The organism is uncultured Amaricoccus sp., assembly GCF_937858865.1.
Taxonomy (GTDB): domain Bacteria; phylum Pseudomonadota; class Alphaproteobacteria; order Rhodobacterales; family Rhodobacteraceae; genus Amaricoccus.
Genome location: NZ_CALLYO010000617.1, coordinates 1 through 3,587, shown reverse-complemented (window position 1 = coordinate 3,587; position 3,587 = coordinate 1). Strand labels below are relative to the sequence as shown.

3 protein-coding genes and 1 pseudogene are annotated in these 3,587 nt (G+C 71.0%); 3 read left to right on the top strand and 1 reads right to left on the bottom strand.

All coding sequences use genetic code 11. The annotated features are described in order from the left end of the window. Positions 1-721: pseudogene (locus Q0112_RS18510) on the bottom strand (preprotein translocase subunit SecA); the annotation flags it as partial. Between the two features lie 243 nt (positions 722-964). On the opposite strand from Q0112_RS18510, the gene Q0112_RS18505 reads away from it, so the two are divergent. The 3 genes from Q0112_RS18505 to Q0112_RS18495 are packed head-to-tail and all read left to right on the top strand — an operon-like array spanning position 965 to position 3,540. After that, positions 965-1,849: a peptidylprolyl isomerase gene (locus Q0112_RS18505; RefSeq protein ID WP_297977534.1), complete on the top strand. Its 885-nt coding sequence runs from the start codon at positions 965-967 to the stop codon at positions 1,847-1,849. A gap of 22 nt (positions 1,850-1,871) precedes the next feature. Continuing rightward, the gene (gene argJ / locus Q0112_RS18500) at positions 1,872-3,128 is read left to right on the top strand and encodes a bifunctional glutamate N-acetyltransferase/amino-acid acetyltransferase ArgJ (RefSeq protein WP_297977533.1); all 1,257 of its coding nucleotides are present in this window, start codon (positions 1,872-1,874) and stop codon (positions 3,126-3,128) included. Positions 3,129-3,141: 13 nt separating this feature from the next. Beyond that, positions 3,142-3,540 carry a (deoxy)nucleoside triphosphate pyrophosphohydrolase gene (locus Q0112_RS18495; protein WP_297977532.1) on the top strand — a complete coding sequence of 133 codons (399 nt, stop codon included), beginning with the start codon at positions 3,142-3,144 and terminating at the stop codon, positions 3,538-3,540. Positions 3,541-3,587: the final 47 nt, after the last annotated feature.

The window sequence follows — 3,587 nt, the reverse complement described above, 5'->3', positions numbered from 1 at the left end:
CCTTGATGTAGAGCTCGGAGCGGTCCTGGCTCGGGCCGGAGATGATGAGCGGCGTCCGCGCCTCGTCGATCAGGATCGAGTCGACCTCGTCGACGATGGCGTAATAGTGGTCGCGCTGCAGCACCTGGGCGAGGTCTGACTTCATGTTGTCGCGCAGGTAGTCGAAGCCGAGCTCGTTGTTGGTGGCATAGGTGATGTCGGCGTCGTAGGCGATCTTCTTCGCCGGCTCCTCCATGCCAGGGACGACGACGCCGACGGTCATGCCGAGGGCCTTGTAGACGAGACCCATCCACTCGGCGTCGCGGCGGGCGAGATAGTCGTTCACGGTGACGACATGCACGCCGCGCCCGGTCAGCGCGTTGAGGTAGGCGGGCATGGTGGCGACGAGCGTCTTGCCCTCGCCGGTCTTCATCTCGGAGATGTTGCCCTGGTGCAGGAAGATGCCGCCCATCAGCTGCACGTCGAAGGGGCGCAGGCCGAGGGTGCGCCGCGCCGCCTCGCGGGCGTTGGCGAAGGCCTCGGGCAAGAGGTCGTCGAGCGGCTCGCCCTTCCCGAAGCGCTCGCGGAACTCGGCGGTCCTGGCCTTCAGGCCGGCGTCGTCGAGGGCGCGGAAGTCCGGCTCCAGCGCGTTGATCTGCTCGATCAGCGGCCGGGTCGCCTTGACCTTGCGGTCGTTCGGCGTGCCGAAGACCTTCTTCGCGATCGTTCCGAGTCCCATCATCGAAAGATTGTCCTCAAATCCATGTGAGCCCGTCCGGGACGCCGATCAGACCCACCGATTTGTCATGACGGGGGCGCTTGTTCATGGTCACCGAACGGTCTAAGTCTCCGCGAGGTGCGAGCAGCCCTGCTTCAGCCGGCTAGGGATGTAAGCGGCTGCGCCACGCCTGTCAACGGCGGCCCCGAGCGGGCCCCCAGCGGAATTCGAGACCGCGCGGAGGCGCGCGAACGGGAGATCGAACCAATGCGCAGCATTCTCGCCGCCGGCCTGATGGCCGGGTTGGCCCTGTCCTCGCCGGCCCTGGCGCAGGACGCAGTCCAGGACGCGACCCAGGATACCCCGGCCAGGGACTACGACGCCTCCACCGTCCTCGCCACTGTCAACGGCACCGCCATCACCCTCGGCAACGTGATCGCCATGCGCGACCGGCTGCCGCCGCAGTACCAGAACCTGCCCGACGACGTGCTGCTCAGCGGGCTGCTCGACCAGCTCGTCAACCAGCAGCTCCTCGCCACGGCGGAATCGGCCTCGCCCGAGAGCGACCCGCTGCAGGTGAAGCTCGCGGTCGAGAACGAGCGGCGCACGGTGCTCGCCGGGATCGCCGCCACCGCGGCGGTGGCGGACGCGGTCGAAGACGCCAAGGTGCAGGCGGCCTACGACAAGCTGGTGGCCGACTTCGAGCCGCAGCCCGAGTTCAACGCCGCGCACATCCTCGTCGACAGCGAGGACAAGGCGAAGGCGCTGAAGGCCGAGATCGACGGCGGCAAGGACTTCGCCGAGGTGGCAAAGGAGAATTCGAGCGACGGGTCGGCGGCGTCGGGCGGCGATCTCGGCTGGTTCGGCGCCGGGCAGATGGTGCCGGAGTTCGAGACGGCGGTGACCGCGCTCGAGGTCGGCCAGGTGTCCGACCCGGTGCAGTCGCAGTTCGGCTGGCACGTCATCAAGCTCAACGAGAAGCGCGAGACGACGCCCCCGACCCTCGAGCAGGCACGGGCGCAGATCGAGAACCAGCTGCGCGAGGCGGCGCTGGAGGCGAAGCTCGAGGAGCTGCGCGCCGGCGCGACGATCGACAAGCCGGAGACCGGCCTGCCGGCGGCTGCCATCCGCGACAGCGACCTGCTGAACTGACGCCCTGAACCCGAGGCTCGCCATGGCCGGAAAGGCTCCCCTGGTCTCTCCGCTGGCGCCGGCGGCCTTCCCGGCGCTGCCGGCGATCGACGGCGTGCGCTTCGCCGCCGCCGAGGCGGGCGTGCGCTATCAGGGGCGGCTCGACGTGATGCTGGCCGAGGTGGCGCCCGGCGCGACGATCGCCGGGGTCTTCACCCGCTCGGCGACCCGGTCGGGCCCGGTCCTCTGGTGCGAGGAGAAGCTCGCCGCCCTCCGGGACGGCGAGCCGGGCGGCTTCGCCGTCCTGGTCAATTCCGGCAACGCCAACGCCTTCACCGGCAACGCCGGGCGGACGGCGGTCGAGGCGACGGCCAGCGCGGCGGCCGAGACGCTCGGCATCCCGGCGGGCCACGTCTTCGTCGCCTCGACCGGCGTGATCGGCGAGCCGCTCAAGGCCGAGCGGATCGTGGCGGCCATGCAGGGCCTGCGCGACGGGCTGGCCGCGGACGCGGCGGAGCGGGCGGCGCGGGCGATCATGACCACCGACACCTTCCCCAAGGGGGCGGTGGCGCGGGTCGAGCTCGACGGCGTGCCGGTGACGATCATGGGCTTCGCCAAGGGCTCGGGGATGATCGCGCCCGACATGGCGACGATGCTCGTCTTCCTCTTCACCGACGCGGCCGTCGCGCGGGGACCGCTGCAGGCGGCGGTGGCGCGGACGGCGGACGCGACCTTCAACTGCATCACCGTCGACGGCGACACCTCGACCTCGGACACGCTCCTGATGGCGGCGACCGGGCGGGCGGCGATGCCGCCGATCGCCGACGCCGCCGACCCGCGGATGCCAGTCTTCGCGGCGGCGCTCGAGGAGGTGATGCGCGACCTCGCGCTGCAGGTGGTGCGCGACGGCGAGGGTGCGACGAAGCTCGTGGAGATCCGCGTGACCGGGGCCGAGAGCGCCGCCGACGCGCGCAGGGTCGGCCTCTCCATCGCCAATTCGCCGCTGGTCAAGACGGCGGTCGCCGGCGAGGATCCGAACTGGGGGCGGATCGTCATGGCGGTGGGCAAGTCCGGCGCCGCCGCCGACCGCGACCGGCTCTCGATCCGCTTCGGCGACATCCTCGTCGCCGAGAAGGGCTGGGTCGCCCCCTCCTACCGCGAGGCGGACGGCGCGGCCTACATGAAGCGGGCGGAGCTCGTCCTCGGCGTCGACCTCGGGCTCGGGACGGGCGAGGCGACGATCTGGACCTGCGACCTGACGCATCGCTACATCGAGATCAACGCGGATTATCGCTCGTGAAGGACGGGCGCTCTTGAGGCTCGTCCTCGTCGCGGCCGCGGCGCTGATCGACCCGGACGGGCGGGTGCTGATCGCCCAGCGCCCGGAGGGCAAGGCGATGGCCGGGCTCTGGGAGTTCCCGGGCGGCAAGGTCGAGCCCGCGGAGACGCCGGAGGCGGCGCTGATCCGCGAGCTCGAGGAGGAGCTCGGCATCGGCACCTGGGCGAGCTGCCTGGCGCCGCTCACCTTCGCCAGCCACGCCTACGAGGACTTCCACCTGCTGATGCCGCTCTTCGCCTGCCGCAAGTGGCAGGGGGTGCCGCAGCCGCGCGAGCATGCCGCGCTCCGCTGGGTGCGGCCGGGCGACCTGTCGCAATGGCCGATGCCGCCAGCCGACCGGCCGCTGGTGGCGATCCTGCGCGACTGGCTCTGAACGGCCGGCACACTCGTCGCACGCGTGCGACAATCATCAAGTAGTTG